Source organism: Yaniella soli (assembly GCF_054782375.1).
This window is the reverse complement of the sequence record NZ_BAAGSP010000011.1, coordinates 78,307-92,485: the sequence shown is the minus strand read 5'-3', so window position 1 is coordinate 92,485 and position 14,179 is coordinate 78,307. Positions and strand designations below refer to the sequence as shown.

Below are 14,179 nucleotides of genomic sequence, written 5' to 3'. Positions count from 1 at the left end.
TTTCGTCCAAACGGCTAAGCGAACCGCCGAGTGCGGTCCCGCATGCTCGGTGGTGTGAGAGGTGGGTCGGGAAACCCGACCCACCTACTCGATTGCCTCACGTGAGGCGCGTTCTAGTCAATGACGTTGTGGTCTGGACCGACTTCGAATTCAGCGAAGTTCTCGACACCATTTTCGTTGATCCACAGAGTATCGTGCTCACGGTATCCGCCGGCACCCGGCAGATGGTTGGGAATCGTGAGCATGGGCTCCATCGAAATCACCATACCGGGCTGCAGTTCGGTTTCGATGTCTTCGCGGAATTCCATCGCAGCTTCACGACCGTAGTACGGACTCATAACACCGAAGGAGTGCCCGTAACCAATTGGTGCGTATTTCAAAAGATCCTGACGCTCGAAGAACCGGTTCACCTCGGCCGCGACCTCTTGTGCGATGGCGCCAGGCTTAATCAGCGAGAGCCCCAATTCGTAGGCCTCCATGTTGATCTTCCAGATGTCCAGGGTGGCCTTGTCTGGTTGCCCCAAGGTCATCGTGCGTTCCACCGCAGTGTAGTGGCCCGACATCATCGGGAAGCAGTTGATGGAGAGCAGATCGCCCTTCTGTAGCTGGCGAGTCGTCGGCCAGTTATGCGCACCGTCAGTGTTGAGGCCCGCCTGCACCAAGGAGAACGTTTCGCGTAGCTCCTTACTCGGATACACTTTTGCGATTTCGGGCACCATGGCTTCAGTCCCCACAAACGCTAGCTCGTACTCGGTCACGCCCTCACGGATAGCGTTTTTGATGGCTCGAGCCCCGATTTCTGCGATCCGAGCACCTTGGCGAATGAGGTACACTTCTTCATCGGATTTCAACAGACGCTGCAGCATGATCGGTTCGGCCATGTCGACCAGATCAACGTTCTCGAACCAGCTCTGGAAGGACTTGTACTCATCGACGGTTAAGCCATCAAACTCGATGCCGAGCTTCGAAGGCTTGATGCTTTGCTCGGCTAATACCTGGTCGATGGCCCGGAAGAAGTTGGCAGCTTCCCAGTCTGAGTAGACAATGTTCTCACCGTAGGTGGTGCGCCATGGCATGCCACCATCGACCCACGGAGTCACGGTGGTGGATTTTTCTGGAGTGATGACCACCGCGAAAGTCCGTCCGAAAGGCGACGGCACGAAATCGGAGTAGTACTTGATGTTATGCATGCTGGTCAGCACGAAGGCGTCAAGATCATAATCCGTCAAGAGTTTCCTGGCGAGCGTCAGACGCCGATCGAATTCCTGGTTTGAAAAGGTCAGATCGAGCTGTTCCCCGTTGTGCTGGGTGAATACGTGGGGGACGTGTTGATGATCGGTGAACTGAGGTTTAGCCATGAAATCTTCTCTCCAGTTGAACGGTCGGGTCATAGTGGCGATCTACGCCATAGTGCCCATCCTAAGACGGGCTTAAAAGCCACTTCAAGATAAGGGTAACGGTGACTCAGCGTTGTCTTGGTCTCACGGTGTTAGCCAATGGCTTTGTATGCTCTGCTGAGATCACAATGTTGTATAAACTTCGGCTCTACTATTGTGAGTCTTTGTGGCTCAAATATAGCGTGGGACACCATTACCGGTTTCGAAATATCGAATACTGAAGGTGGCGAGATTTATGCGTATTGTCTGGAAAACCTTAGCGGGTGTCGCGATTGCTGCGCTGTTCTTTATCCTAGTCGGATACTTTGAGTTTCGTGTACAAATGCGTGAGCTGGGGCTCGCGCTCACCTGGGACCTGCAACCAAGCCACGTCACGATGAATGACATGGCGGTTGTCGAACGCGTGGTGTTGCTCCTCGTCTTCGGCATTGTCGCGATGCTGTTTCTGCTTCGTCGTCGGGGCCTTTCGAACGACACAGGTATCCCCGCGCTGGTGGCAGGGATCGGTCTCCTTGCGGTCTCTGGTTGGTACATGGCAACCGTCGACTATGCTCTTGAGCCAGTTGAAATGAATGACATGGGACAAGACTTCGGGTGGGGACAGCTGCTGGAAACCGGTGCGTTGAGCTCCATGACTCTGGCAATGGCCGCCCTGCTCTTGGTCATTGCAGCGTTGCAATTTGCGCAGGCCACAGGCAAACGAACAGCCCAGGATTGGGGTTATTAGAGCACCATTGCGGCAACCCAGCCAGCACCGGTGAGTGGGATGTTGTAGTGAATAAACGTTGGGATCACGGTGTCGCGGATGTGGTCGTGTTGACCATCAGCGGCAAGTCCGGCTGTTGAACCCAGTGTCGAGTCGGACGCAGGTGAGCCGGCGTCGCCAAGTGCCCCGGCGGTACCGATGATCGCTACGGTCGCCAACATAGAGAAGTCGAGCGACATGCACAGCGGAACATAGATTGCGGCGATAATGGGCAATGTTGAAAACGACGAGCCAATGCCCATGGTGACAATCAATCCGACGATGAGCATGGCCAATGCCGCCATCGCTTTATTATCCCCAAAGAAGTTCTGTACTGCTGTCACGAGGGGCTCGATTTGGTTGGACTCGATCATGACCGAAGCAAAGCCTTGAGCTGCGATCATGACGAATCCGATCAGCGCCATCATGCGCATGCCCGAGGTGAATACATCGTCAGCTTTATTCCACTGGACCACCCCGGAGATGAGGAAGATCGCCAAACCGACCAGCGAGCCTAGTAGGAGGCCGTCTGCGTCGGAGCCGGTGAATTGGATGATTAGCTGGATGGCGAACGTGGCAACGATGGCAACCAACGACATGATGATGTTGTATCGGGTTGGTGTTGGCTCGACAACGGTGCCACCAGCGATGGGTCGATCTTGGTAGGAGCGTGGTTTACGGTAGCTGATGAATACCGCAATGAGTAAGCCAACGACCATACCGGCAGCAGGGATGGCCATGGCTTGAATGATGTTAATGCCGGAGGTGTCGAGGCCAGCCTGCTCAATGTTGCCGAGCAGGATATCTTCGAGGAAGATCTTGCCGAAGCCGACCGGGAGCGTCATGTAGGTGGTCACCAGCCCGAAGGTGAGTACGCACGCGATCAGGCGACGGTCGAGTTGCAGTTTGTTCATGACCGTCAACAGGGGCGGGACTAGCAAGGGGATGAAGGCGATGTGTACTGGAAGGAGGTTTTGGGACATGATCGACATGGCGAGAATGCCAGCGATCAAAATGTAGCTCGTTGCCGTGACGGCCTTTTCAGACGCGCCATCTGCGTCCTTGTCGATCCTTTGGGTGAGCGTATCAGCGAGCGCTTTCGGTAGCCCGGAGGCTGCCACCGCCATCGCAAAAGCGCCGAGTAGCGCATAGGATAGGGCAATTTGTGCGCCATCTCCGAGCCCGCCTTGAAACGCGAGCATAGTGGATTCAAGTCCCATGCCTGCCATCAGGCCACCCACGAGGGCGCCGATAAAGAGGGCAATGACAACATGGACGCGCAGCAGTGCTAACAAGAGCATGACGGCGACGGCGATAACTACAGCATTCACGATCGCTAAGCATAGACCAATATGCGTGGGTGTTCGATTTCGCGTCATCGTGGGTTAACCCGCTGAACTCGCTGGGCAGTCTGTAACATTGCCTACAACCTTGCTAAGGTAGTGGTATGGATCACATCTCAGGTAATGAAGTGTCACGGGTCGTCGTTGGTGTTGATGGATCAGAACACAGCGAGCGAGCGTTTGATATGGCGCTCACAATTGCTCGACGGCGTCAATACTCCCTCAAGGTGATTACCACCTATACCGAGCCGGGCTATGAATATATACCGCCATCGATGCACGGTATGGCTAGAGAGCAGGCACAGCGTGACTTGGATGACGTGCTGGTCAGGGCTGAAGGCGTTGAGGTCGAGGTGAGTTCGCAGGCAATCGAGGGTGACGCTGCAGGTGTGCTGACTGCTGAGTCGAGCCAGGCTGCGCTAGTCGTTGTAGGCAAGCGAGGTCGGAGTCGATTTGCCGGACGGTTTCTCGGCAGCGTTTCGGCGTCGGTCGCGGCGTATTCTCGCTGTCCGAGTTTGATCGTGCCCGAAGATCGTGGCTCCGAGGAGCATTTGGAAACGCAATTCTCCAGGCTATCTGGGCAGCGCGAATTGACTGAGTTTGGCGTCATCCCCTCCGAAGAGCTCGATGATGCCACCGATTTCTCGGGCAGTGTTGTGGTGGGGGTTGATGTGGATGTCGATCCAGCGGAGCTCGTACTGCAAGCTGCACAATATGCTGAGGGGCATGACGCGACGCTGATTTTAGTGAGCGCTCAGCCATTTAGCAGTAGTTTGTGGCTCCCGATCTCGCCTATCTACGGGGCTGAAATCCCTGATCTACGCCAAGGCGTCGCGACGCGCCTCGCCGAGGTCGCCAACCATGTTGCTGAACAGACGAAGATTCCGGTGTCCTGGCGATTCTTTGACGCATCTCCCGCCGACGCGCTGGCTGGTGCGTCGCAAACGGCCCACGCAGTAGTCGTAGGCACACGTGGGCGCGGTGGTTTCACCGGTCTGTTGCTGGGATCTGTGAGCCAAGCCGTATTGAATCGCGCTGTTGCGCCGGTACTGGTGATTCCGACAACATCCGGCAGATAGTAGCGGTTACCTTTCAACCGTTTCGTGGCTGGCGGGGTGGCCCATCCGCGTAGAAATTTTTGCGGCGGCAGCGGTGCACTGCTTGATCAGTGTATCGATGGTGTGGTCGTCAATGCGATAGCTCGGTGCGGCAAGCAGCACCGTCGCCACGACTTGGCTGTGATGATCATAAACCGGTGCCGCAATACCAATTTCGTCGTCGAAGGTTTCACGGAGGTTGGTGGCATACCCGCGCTCACGCACTATCTCGAGGCGCTGCCGCAGCTCGTCTAATGTCCAGCCATCTTGCAGCCGGATAGTGCCCGAGTTGATAAGGTCTTCGACTGCGCTGAATGTGAGCTCTGCCAGAAAAATCTGCACCGTTGCAGAGCCGGTTGAAGTGTAGCGAGCGCCCAGCGGAGAAGTATGTTTGATCGTGCGGTCCGAGGCGATCTGCTCGACGGTGACTGAAGCTGCGTCTTCCCACAGAGCAAGCACCGTGGTTTCTTGTGACGTTGCTGCTAGCTCGTTGAGATAGGGGTGAGCGACCTGACGCACATTGAGGTTGGCTAGCAGTGGCCCGGCAATCGCGATCAGCCCCAGTCCTAGCTGGTATTTGCGTGTGGAAGGATCTTGTTCGACCCAGCCTTCGGATTCCAGGGTTGCTAAAAGCCGAGACACCGAAGATTTATGCAGACCAACCTGTGCGGCGATATCCGTGACGCCGACCAGCGGCGCTTCAGTGGAGAAGCACCGAAGCACATCAATGACGTTGTGAACCACGGAGTTTCGAGGGGAGCTCATGTCGCTTCCTTTCAGCGTGACTTCTAAGGATCATACGTCATTGAATGTGGTCCCGTTCATCTCGTTGGATGCGCTGGCCGAGCATGACAGAAATAATGTTCGGCTTCGACCTGAGCGCAACAAGAGCCAGGTCGAAGCCGAACGGGGTAGTACTAATCCTTGAGCGGTTTATGACTTGTTTCAGGCGACAGTGCTACTGCGATCAATGCGATGATTGCTGCAGCCATGAGATACCAGCCTGGGGCAATTGCGTTGCTTGTTGTGGCAATGAGTAGGGTAGCGATAGCCGGTGCAGTGCCACCGAATATAGCGTTCCCCAGATTAAAAGAAACTGCGAAACCGGAGTAGCGCACTCGAGTTGGGAAACTTTCGGCCAAGAAACTGGCAAGGCTTCCGTCGTTGAGAGTTAGCATCGCACCAAGCAGTACCTGGACCAAAAGGACGACGAGCACGTTATCCATGCCTAAGAGCATGAAAGCTGGGACAGTGAAGAGGGTGAACAGCACTGAGGCGCTTATGAGAATCTTTTTCCGTCCGAATCGATCTGACAGATGACCGGTGAGAAATATAAAGCCGATGTAAGTCACTAGTGAGATCGTGGTGGTGATGTTAGCCATCGTGGGATCCATGCCGGCCGTCTGCGACAGATAGGTTGGCATGTAGGTCAGGATGACGTAAAAGCCGACTGCGTTCAGCAGCACGGCAGCCGTGGCGCGAACAAGGGTGCGCCAGTGATCCCGGAACAATGCGAAGATCGGAGCTTTTATGACTTCGTCCTCTTGTGACATCTCCTTGAATACGGGGGAGTCTTCAAGTTTTCGACGAATGTATACGCCGATGAGTCCCAAAGGCGCAGCCAGTAAGAATGGCAATCTCCAACCCCACGATTCCATTTGCGCATCAGACAATGTCGCAGTGAGAACAGTGGCCATGAGTGACCCGAAGATCAATCCAGCCGCGGTTGAACCAGGCACCACGGCTGCATAGATGCCGCGGCGGCCTTCGGGGGCATATTCGACGAGGTAAGCGGAGGCGCCAGCGTACTCCCCGGACGCGCTAAAGCCTTGCATGACACGGAAAAACAGTAGTAGCGCCGGAGCCCAGAGGCCAATCTGTAGAGCTCCGGGTAGTAAGCCGATACATACTGTCGCGGCAGTCATAATCAAAATGGACCATGCCAGTGCGTTACGACGTCCGATCCGGTCGCCGATGTGTCCCCAGACAAATCCACCGATTGGACGCGCCAGGAATGAGACTGCAAAGAGCGCGAAAGTCCACACGAGACCCTCGGTGATATCGTCAGATGGGAAGAACACTGTCGCAATAACTACAGCGAGATAACTATAGGCGCCGTAGTCGAACCATTCAACAAAGTTTCCAATAAAACTTGCCGTAATAACTTTGCGGCGTTCCTTTTTGCCTATTCCGCTTGGATGCGTACGTTCTTGGCCAGATAAGGTTGGACCGAGATGTTGCCTAGAAGTTGAAGAAGAACTTGCACCTGACATGCTCCACCACCAAAGGTTAGATGTTGCCGTGATCGCAACATTGTTGCACGAGCACTAAAATACTAACCGTGACCTAAGTCACAGTCGAGGGTCTGTGTGAGCGATCTGTGCTAGCGGTGAATGCGGACCTTTCGGTGCGCTAAAGGTTGGTCATCTGATGCGGTAATCGAATAATGGGGCAAGTCACGTTATAGCGCCTCACGGACCAAGGTGTAGAAATTCTCCACGTGTTCGGCTGCGTGGCGCTCGGCCTCGTCGGGGTTTCCGGTCACGATCTGCTCGATGAGCTGCGTATGTTCAACGATGTGCTCGTGTAGCGATGGCAACCTATCGGATAGCGCAGCCCAGATTCGGGTCGCAATATTGTCGAGTCGAATGAGCGTTTCGGACAGGTGCTCATTTTGGGTTACGCCATAAATCATGCGGTGCACCGAGAGGTCATAGGCCAATAGGTTTCGCTGGGACTGTTTTGGATTCAGGCTTTTGAGTTCAGCCAATACCTCGAGTAGTTTCTCGCGCATGTCACCGCCGTGGGCTTCGGCGGCTCGACGTGCCGCGAGGGGCTCGAGTGCCTGGCGCACCTCAGACACGTGTGCCAATTCGGTGACATCCACCTGACTAGCAAAGGTGCCACGCCGAGGGTATGTGACGACCAGATGGTCTGATTCGAGTCGCTTGAGTGCTTCGCGCAGGGGTGTGCGCCCGACCCCCATTTCCTCGGCGAGCTGCTTTTCCATAATGGGTTCACCCGGCTCAATGTCCAACATGATCAGGCGGTCCAGCAGAATGCGATAGGCGCGAGCCGATAAGGACTCGCTGGTTGTGTTGACGGTGTCCAACGTGGTCATCAGTGTCCTTTCATTGATCTTATTGTGCACTACAAGACGAATATCCGCAGCGTTTGAAGTTTTTCTTGCCACCCCTTGACATACTTGTGACTGACATCATAGTCTGTGATCGACGTCTAATATATCAGGTGTCGTTCCGGATGCTGAAGGAAGTTGCATGACTCGTTATACCTCGCAGGTTGAACCATCACTGACCCAAGACTTGGCCGATCTCGATCCCGAAATCGCCGGGTTCTTGGACCAAGAACTTGACCGTCAACAACGCGGGCTCGAAATGATCGCCTCCGAAAACCATACTCCCATGGCCGTGATGCAGGCCCAAGGGTCGGTGCTGACCAATAAATACGCGGAAGGCTACCCCGGACGTCGTTACTACGGCGGCTGTGAACACGCCGACTCCGTTGAACGCTTAGCCATTGACCGAGCCAAGAATCTCTTTGGTGCCGAATTCGCCAACGTCCAGCCCCACTCGGGTGCTCAGGCAAATGCCGCTGTCATGCACGCGCTGATTCGTCCAGGCGACACCGTGATGGGTCTCAACCTAGCCCACGGTGGCCACCTGACCCACGGCATGAAACTGAACTTCTCAGGACGTCTCTACAACATCGTGCCCTACTCGGTGCACGAAGACACCTACGAAGTCGACATGGACGAGGTGGCGCGGCTGGCCCACGAACACCAACCCAAAATGATCGTTGCAGGGTGGTCCGCCTACCCACGGCAACTCGACTTTGCTCGCTTCCGTGCAATCGCTGATGAAGTCGGTGCCTACTTATTCGTGGATATGGCGCACTTTGCGGGATTAGTGGCAGCAGGACTGCACCCGTCACCGGTGCCACACGCTCACGTCTCGACGTCGACGACCCATAAGACACTCGCTGGCCCACGCGGTGGCATTATCTTGTCCAACGAGGCAGATATCGCCAAGAAAATTAACTCGGCGGTCTTCCCCGGGCAGCAGGGCGGCCCGCTGATGCACGTCATCGCGGGCAAAGCGGTGGCATTCAAGGTCGCAGCATCGGAAGCTTTCGCACAACGCCAGCGCCGCACACTCGAAGGTGCCAAAATCCTGGCCGACCGATTGTCTCGGCCCGACGTTGCGGATGCCGGTATCTCGGTATTGACCGGTGGAACCGACGTTCACTTGGTATTAGTTGATCTGCGAAACTCCGTGCTCGATGGTAAGCAGGGCGAAGACCTGCTGCAAGAAGTCGAGGTTACGGTCAACCGCAATGCTGTGCCTTGGGACCCACGCCCGCCGATGACCACTTCCGGGCTGCGCATCGGCACACCTGCGCTGACCACCCGAGGTTTTGGCGCCGAAGCATTCGAAGAAGTCGCCGACATCATCGCGCTGACGCTGATCGCAGGGGCCACCGGCAACCGCGAAGGCTTGGGCGCGCTGGCTAAGCGTGTTGAAGCGCTCGCGGAAGCTCATCCACTGTACCCAAACCTGGAACCGTTCGGAGCATAACCATGGCAGAACTCCTCCCACAACATCCTGACTTTCTGTGGCGGAACCCAGACCCTAAGCCCTCCTACGACGTCGTTATCATTGGCGCAGGCGGTCACGGGCTGGCGACGGCACACTATTTGGCCTCCCGTCACGACATCACCAATGTTGCGGTGATTGAAAAGGGCTGGCTCGGTGGCGGCAACATGGCGCGCAACACGACGATTATTCGCTCCAACTACCTCTGGGACGAATCCGCCAATATTTATGAAACCTCCCTGAAATTGTGGGAAGAACTCCCGCAGGAACTCGACTATGATTTCCTGTTCTCCCAGCGCGGTGTGCTGAACCTGGCCCACCACGTTTCCGAAGCCCGCGATTCGGTGCGTCGTGTGAAAGCAAATGCGCTCAACGGTGTGGACGCCGAATGGTTGACCCCACAAGAGGTCAAAGACGTTGTGCCGATCATTAACATCTCGGATAATATTCGCTACCCGATTATGGGGGCCACCTACCAGCCGCGTGCCGGTATCGCCAAGCACGACCATGTGGCCTGGGCGCTCGCGCGGTCTGCTGATGCGGCCGGTATCGATCTCATTCAGAACACCGAAGTCACCGACATCCTCGTAGAAGGTGGCAAAGTCACCGGCGTCGAAACGACGCGCGGCGCAATCCGTGCCGGCCAGGTGGCCATGTGCGGAGCCGGTCATTCCTCGGAACTGGCCGAGATGGCCGGGATCAAACTGCCCATCCAATCTCACCCGCTCCAAGCGCTGGTCTCGGAACTGTTTGAACCCGTCCACCCCACCGTGGTGATGTCCAACCACGTTCACGTCTACGTATCCCAGGCGCATAAGGGCGAACTGGTGATGGGTGCTGGCATTGATACCTATAACGGTTTCGGGCAACGCGGTGCCTTCCACGTCATCGAAGAACAAATGGCTGCGGCCGTGGAGTTGTTCCCGATCTTCGCTAGGGCACACGTGCTGCGCACCTGGGGTGGTGTGGTCGATACGACCATGGATGCCTCACCGATCGTCAGTAAGACCGAGGTCGATGGCCTCTACGTCAACTGTGGGTGGGGGACCGGTGGTTTCAAAGGCACGCCCGCCGCCGGATACGCCCTGGCGCACACGATCGCCCATGATGAACCACACGAGATTAATGCACCCTTTAGTCTCGAACGCTTCGAAACCGGTCACCTGATTGACGAACACGGCGCGGCCGCCGTGGCTCACTAACGAAAGGCAATTGCCATGATGCTTATTGATTGCCCGTACTGCGGGCCACGCAACGAAACAGAATTTGGGTATGGCGGCCAAGCACACGTGGCCTATCCAGCTGACCCGTACGCTTTGACCGACGCCGAATGGGCACAATACCTGTTCTACCGTGCCAACCCGAAAGGCGCGTTCGCCGAACGCTGGGTGCATGCTATCGGCTGTCGCAAATGGTTCAACGCCATTCGTGACACCGTCACCTATGAATTCTCAGCCACCTATCCGGCAGGCTCGCCTCGCCCCGACGTTTCCGGAGGTTCCCAGTGACACACTCCTACCGCCTCACGCCTGAACAGGCAGCATATGCCGTGGTTGATCATCACGAACACGTCGATACGGTGATCGATGGCAAACAGTCCAAAGCCCTGCGCGGCGACACCGTAGCCTCAGCTACCCTGGCCTCCGGGGCGCGCTCTTGTGCCAACTCGCTCTACTGGAACCGCCCACGTGGCGTATTTGCTGCCGGCGTGGAGGAACCCAACGCACTGGTGCACTTGTCACCACGGCACGCAGGTGACGTCGAGGAATCCATGCTGACGGCAACCACGGTGCCGGTCACCGCCGGTCTTGAAGCGACACATCTGCGTGGACTTGGTACGCTGGATCCGGCCGAGGACCAGGCTTACTACGACCACGTGCACGTCCACACCGACGTATTGGTGGTCGGAGCCGGCCCGGCTGGCCTGTCTGCGGCAGCCAATGCGGCACAATCCGGGGCACGGGTACTGGTCATGGATGAGAAACCATGGGCCGGTGGCAGTCTGTTGGATGCACCATATGAATCCATCGATAATGTGGCCGCTCCAGAATGGATCGCCACCACGGTGACTGCACTGCGCGACACTGACGACGTCGAACTCATGTCCGATACCACCGTGACCGGTATCTACGACTCGAACTACGTGGTTGCCGTCGAACGTCGCACCCACCATTTGGATGAAGCCCCGGGTCAGGGCGTCTCTCGCGAACGGGTGTGGCACGTTCGGGCCAACCAGGTGGTGTTAGCCACCGGTGCGCATGAACGTCCGCTGGTCTATCAAAATAATGACCGTCCGGGTATCATGCTCGCGTCGGCAGTCCGCACCTACCTGAACCGCTATGCCGTGCGTGCGGGTCGACACATCGCGATTTTCACCACCAACGACTCGGTGTACCCGCTGGTCAACGAGCTGGCAGAAACCGGTGGGGTCGTGGCTGTGATCGATGCCCGATCTTCGGCCTCGGCCGCCGCACAACAAGCTGCAGCCAACGGGGTCAACGTGCTCATCGGCTCCGCGGTCGTGGACACCCATGCCGGTGACGACAACGAACTCAACGCCATTACCGTCGCCCCGATGAACGGCAAGCTGGACTTCGGCAAAGCTGAACGCCTCGAGGTCGACACCCTGGCGGTGTCGGGTGGCTGGTCGCCGGTGGTGCACTTGCACTCCGGCCGCAACGGCAGCATCGAGTGGGACGAACGGGTCCAAGGCTTCGTCGCCGTCAACTCGGTCGCCGACATGCATGTAGCCGGAGCACTGACCGGCAAATACTCCACGGCGACGGCGCTGACCTCTGGTGCACAAGCTGGTGCCGCAGCAGCCACAGCGGCCGGTTTCGCGACCGATGCCAAAGCTGCGCGTGCCATCGAGCTACCCTACGGCCCAGTCCACCCCTTGTGGTTGGTGCCCTCACCTGACGGGGACCAGATAGAACACTACGAGAGCCATTACGTCGATCTGCAGCGCGATCAAACCGTGGCAGATATTCTGCGGGCCACCGGTGCCGGGATGAGCTCGGTGGAACACGTCAAACGCTATACCTCGATCTCCACCGGGGCCGACCAGGGCAAGACCTCGGGTGTCCCAACCATCGGGGTGATGGCGGCGATCCTTGGGATTGATGATCCATCGCAGATCGGCACCACCACGTTCCGTCCACCGTTTACTCCGGTTGGTTTCGCCGCGCTGGCCGGGCGGCGTCGTGGTGGACTCTACGATGCCGCACGCACCACACCGATGCACCAGGCGCACGTGGCTGCCGGGGCCGTCTTCGAAGACGTGGGTCAGTGGAAACGCGCCTGGTACTACCCGAAACCCGGCGAGACCATGGACGAGGCGGTGTACCGTGAATCGGCTGCCGCACGCGAATCGGTCGGCATGTTCGACGGCACCACGCTTGGCAAGATCGAACTGCGCGGCAAAGATACCCCGGAATTTTTGGACCGCATCTACACCAACGGTTGGAAAAAGCTCAACGTGGGCATGGGCCGCTACGGTGTGATGACCTCCGCGGATGGCATGATCTTCGACGACGGCGTGACCTTGCGCCTGGCCGAAGACCGCTACTTTATGCACACGACCACCTCTGGCGCCGCCGATGTGCTCGACTGGATCGAAGAGTGGTTGCAGACCGAATGGCCCGAGCTGGACGTCTATGCCACCTCGGTCACCGAACAGTACGCAACCATCGCCGTTGTCGGCCCCAAATCCCGTGATGTGGTGGCCAAACTTGCCCCGGATGAGGACTTCTCAGCCGAAGGGTTCAAGTTCATGGAATTCCGTGACATCACCCTGGCCTCCGGCATCCCGGTTCGCGCCAGCCGTATCTCGTTCTCGGGTGAACTCGCCTGGGAGCTCGCGACACCATCCTGGTATGGCCTAGCCCTGTGGGAAGCGGTCGCTGAAGCCGGCCACCAGTTCGACATCACCCCGTATGGCACCGAAACCATGCACGTGCTGCGTGCCGAGAAGGGGCTCATCGTCGTCGGACAAGAAACCGACGGCACCGTGACCCCGCAGGATGCCGGGCTGGAATGGATAGTGGCCAAACATAAGGGCTTCGTCGGCAAGCGTTCGTATTCTCGAGCCGACAACGTCCGTGATGACCGCAAACAGCTCGTTTCGGTGCTCCCGGATGACCCGGCTTTCCGCCTGGAAGAAGGCGAAGCCTTGGTGCATATGGACACACCCCTCGATGTTGCGGCCGGACCAGTGGCACAAGAAGGCTGGGTCACCGCATCATATAACTCCCCAGCACTGGGCCGAACCTTCGGACTGGCGCTGATCAAAAACGGGTTTGCTCGCCAAGGCGAAACCCTCAAGGCCCTGGTCGGCGATGATGTCGTGACCATGAAGATTGGGCCAACCGCTCTCTACGATCCTCAAGGAGCACGTCGCGATGGCTAATGTACAACACCTCCGCCACTCACCACTAGAGCCCCGAATCCAAGAGCTCGAGCAGGCCTCCGGTGACGCCGTGGCACTTCGTGAAGTACCGTTCACCACCATGGTCGGGCTCCGTGCCGCCCCGGGAAGTACAGGTCACGAAGCGCTCGCCTCGGCGCTGGGTGGGTTACCGGCACAAGTCGGCGACGTCGTCGGCGATGTCGACTCGACCGCCGTGCTATGGTTGTCGCCCGATGAGTTCCTGGCCGTTGACCAGCCCGATACCGGGTTGGCCGCCAGCCTGGAATCAACCCTCGGTGACAATTCGGGACAAGTCCTGGATCTATCGGCCAACCGAACCTTCATCGAACTATCCGGTGAGGCCTCCGAACCAGTCCTGCGCAAGACCGTGCCGCTAGATCTGCACCTGCGCTCCTGGCCGGTCAATAAGGCCTACGCCACGCAAGTGGCACTGACACCCGTCATGGTGTGGCGGGTTGCCGAACACACCTGGTGGATTGCGCCACGCATTTCGTTTGCTGACCACGTGGTCAATTTTCTCCTCGACGCCATGCTCGAATTCCGGGAGGGGTAAAC

12 protein-coding genes are annotated in these 14,179 nt (G+C 57.5%); 7 read left to right on the top strand and 5 right to left on the bottom strand.

The genetic code is table 11. From position 1 onward, the window contains the following. Positions 1-113 precede the first annotated feature (113 nt). Positions 114-1,358: an aminopeptidase P family protein gene (locus ACYVJT_RS07735; protein WP_343956637.1), complete on the bottom strand. Its 1,245-nt coding sequence runs from the start codon at positions 1,356-1,358 to the stop codon at positions 114-116. A gap of 274 nt (positions 1,359-1,632) precedes the next feature. On the opposite strand from ACYVJT_RS07735, the gene ACYVJT_RS07730 reads away from it, so the two are divergent. Next, positions 1,633-2,124, top strand: coding sequence for a hypothetical protein (locus tag ACYVJT_RS07730; RefSeq protein ID WP_343956638.1), 492 nt, complete (start codon positions 1,633-1,635; stop codon positions 2,122-2,124). Here the strand turns inward: ACYVJT_RS07730 and ACYVJT_RS07725 are convergent. After that, positions 2,121-3,473 carry a Na+/H+ antiporter family protein gene (locus tag ACYVJT_RS07725; RefSeq protein WP_343956639.1) on the bottom strand — a complete coding sequence of 451 codons (1,353 nt, stop codon included), beginning with the start codon at positions 3,471-3,473 and terminating at the stop codon, positions 2,121-2,123. The two genes, ACYVJT_RS07730 and ACYVJT_RS07725, sit on opposite strands and share 4 nt — an antisense overlap. A 116-nt stretch (positions 3,474-3,589) precedes the next feature. Between ACYVJT_RS07725 and ACYVJT_RS07720 the strand changes: the two genes are divergently transcribed. Further along, complete coding sequence (locus ACYVJT_RS07720; RefSeq protein ID WP_343956640.1) at positions 3,590-4,564, top strand: universal stress protein; 975 nt, start codon at positions 3,590-3,592, stop codon at positions 4,562-4,564. Positions 4,565-4,570: 6 nt separating this feature from the next. On the opposite strand, the gene ACYVJT_RS07715 is transcribed toward ACYVJT_RS07720, so the two are convergent. The 3 genes from ACYVJT_RS07715 to ACYVJT_RS07705 all read right to left on the bottom strand — a co-directional run bounded on the left by ACYVJT_RS07715 (position 4,571) and on the right by ACYVJT_RS07705 (position 7,703). Further along, positions 4,571-5,347, bottom strand: a complete 777-nt coding sequence (locus ACYVJT_RS07715; protein WP_343956641.1) for an IclR family transcriptional regulator — start codon at positions 5,345-5,347, stop codon at positions 4,571-4,573. A gap of 152 nt (positions 5,348-5,499) precedes the next feature. After that, positions 5,500-6,855, bottom strand: coding sequence for an MFS transporter (locus ACYVJT_RS07710; protein ID WP_343956642.1), 1,356 nt, complete (start codon positions 6,853-6,855; stop codon positions 5,500-5,502). 188 nt (positions 6,856-7,043) lie between these two features. Continuing rightward, positions 7,044-7,703 carry a GntR family transcriptional regulator gene (locus ACYVJT_RS07705; RefSeq protein ID WP_343956643.1) on the bottom strand — a complete coding sequence of 220 codons (660 nt, stop codon included), beginning with the start codon at positions 7,701-7,703 and terminating at the stop codon, positions 7,044-7,046. Positions 7,704-7,860: 157 nt separating this feature from the next. Between ACYVJT_RS07705 and glyA the strand changes: the two genes are divergently transcribed. Genes glyA through ACYVJT_RS07680 form a run of 5 tightly spaced genes read left to right on the top strand, consistent with a single transcriptional unit; the run spans position 7,861 to position 14,177 of the window. Beyond that, positions 7,861-9,177, top strand: coding sequence for a serine hydroxymethyltransferase (gene glyA / locus ACYVJT_RS07700; RefSeq protein ID WP_343956644.1), 1,317 nt, complete (start codon positions 7,861-7,863; stop codon positions 9,175-9,177). Positions 9,178-9,179: 2 nt separating this feature from the next. Next, positions 9,180-10,397 carry a sarcosine oxidase subunit beta family protein gene (locus tag ACYVJT_RS07695; RefSeq protein ID WP_343956645.1) on the top strand — a complete coding sequence of 406 codons (1,218 nt, stop codon included), beginning with the start codon at positions 9,180-9,182 and terminating at the stop codon, positions 10,395-10,397. Between the two features lie 15 nt (positions 10,398-10,412). Beyond that, positions 10,413-10,703 (top strand): sarcosine oxidase subunit delta, encoded by a 291-nt coding sequence (locus ACYVJT_RS07690; RefSeq protein WP_343956646.1) that lies wholly within the window; start codon positions 10,413-10,415, stop codon positions 10,701-10,703. Continuing rightward, on the top strand, positions 10,700-13,603 hold the full coding sequence (locus ACYVJT_RS07685; protein ID WP_425579859.1) for an FAD-dependent oxidoreductase: 2,904 nt from the start codon (positions 10,700-10,702) through the stop codon (positions 13,601-13,603). Before ACYVJT_RS07690 ends, ACYVJT_RS07685 begins: the two co-directional genes overlap by 4 nt. Next, positions 13,596-14,177, top strand: a complete 582-nt coding sequence (locus ACYVJT_RS07680; RefSeq protein ID WP_343956647.1) for a sarcosine oxidase subunit gamma — start codon at positions 13,596-13,598, stop codon at positions 14,175-14,177. Before ACYVJT_RS07685 ends, ACYVJT_RS07680 begins: the two co-directional genes overlap by 8 nt. Positions 14,178-14,179 lie beyond the last annotated feature (2 nt).

Coding starts and splice junctions, on each gene's coding strand:
- ACYVJT_RS07710 (WP_343956642.1), bottom strand. CDS start 6,855: ATGTCAGGTGCAAGTTCTTCTTCAACTTCTAGGCAACATCTCGGTCCA.
- ACYVJT_RS07720 (WP_343956640.1), top strand. CDS start 3,590: ATGGATCACATCTCAGGTAATGAAGTGTCACGGGTCGTCGTTGGTGTT.
- ACYVJT_RS07730 (WP_343956638.1), top strand. CDS start 1,633: ATGCGTATTGTCTGGAAAACCTTAGCGGGTGTCGCGATTGCTGCGCTG.
- ACYVJT_RS07705 (WP_343956643.1), bottom strand. CDS start 7,703: ATGACCACGTTGGACACCGTCAACACAACCAGCGAGTCCTTATCGGCT.
- glyA (WP_343956644.1), top strand. CDS start 7,861: ATGACTCGTTATACCTCGCAGGTTGAACCATCACTGACCCAAGACTTG.
- ACYVJT_RS07735 (WP_343956637.1), bottom strand. CDS start 1,358: ATGGCTAAACCTCAGTTCACCGATCATCAACACGTCCCCCACGTATTC.
- ACYVJT_RS07690 (WP_343956646.1), top strand. CDS start 10,413: ATGATGCTTATTGATTGCCCGTACTGCGGGCCACGCAACGAAACAGAA.
- ACYVJT_RS07695 (WP_343956645.1), top strand. CDS start 9,180: ATGGCAGAACTCCTCCCACAACATCCTGACTTTCTGTGGCGGAACCCA.
- ACYVJT_RS07715 (WP_343956641.1), bottom strand. CDS start 5,347: ATGAGCTCCCCTCGAAACTCCGTGGTTCACAACGTCATTGATGTGCTT.
- ACYVJT_RS07680 (WP_343956647.1), top strand. CDS start 13,596: ATGGCTAATGTACAACACCTCCGCCACTCACCACTAGAGCCCCGAATC.